This is a genomic window from Acetobacter sp. DsW_059 (assembly GCF_002153695.1).
GTDB classification, from domain to species: domain Bacteria; phylum Pseudomonadota; class Alphaproteobacteria; order Acetobacterales; family Acetobacteraceae; genus Acetobacter; species Acetobacter thailandicus.
In genome coordinates, this window is sequence record NZ_JOPI01000169.1 from 1 (window position 1) to 598 (window position 598).

The 598-nt window shown below is 45.0% G+C and carries 1 protein-coding gene; it reads right to left on the reverse strand.

All coding sequences use genetic code 11. The features are described from left to right. On the reverse strand, positions 1–598 hold a 598-nt coding region (locus HK25_RS13205; RefSeq protein WP_158092970.1), incomplete at both ends, for a hypothetical protein.

The window sequence follows — 598 nt, forward strand, 5'->3', positions numbered from 1 at the left end:
ACAGTAAGGCTTCCTCTGGAAATAATGATGGGACCGGTATATTTTGTGGCTCCGGCTATCGGAGTAGCACTACTGCCTGTTCCGGTAGCAGATTCATAGTATGTTATTCCGTCACTGCCTTTTATAGCAATCCAGTAACCACCACTTACCGTATTTGCAGACAGATATCCAGGGTGCGGCTCCGTAATATAATAGGTAATAGGCTGTTCTATATTAGCCTGAGAGTTGATGTTTAATATACTTCCTGATCCATTAATGGTATTCCCGCTAATGAAAGAGCCTTTATCTATATAATAAGTATCACTGCCACCATCAGAAGAATTACCTGCCAGAAACGTAGTTGATACAGCAGACCCACCGGCGTATACATGCCCGGCATCTGATACCAGAGTATTATCGGATGAAATGCCTCCGCTGCTTACATATGTCCATCCGTTAACATTCACGGAGGATTCCAGAATTCCTCCGGACAGAATATAGAGATTATTATAGCCGCCTGAGATATAAGCACCGGAGGCAACCGCGCCGGAAGCAACAGTAAGGCTTCCTCTGGAAATAATGATGGGACCGGTATATTTTGTGGCTCCGGCTATCGGAG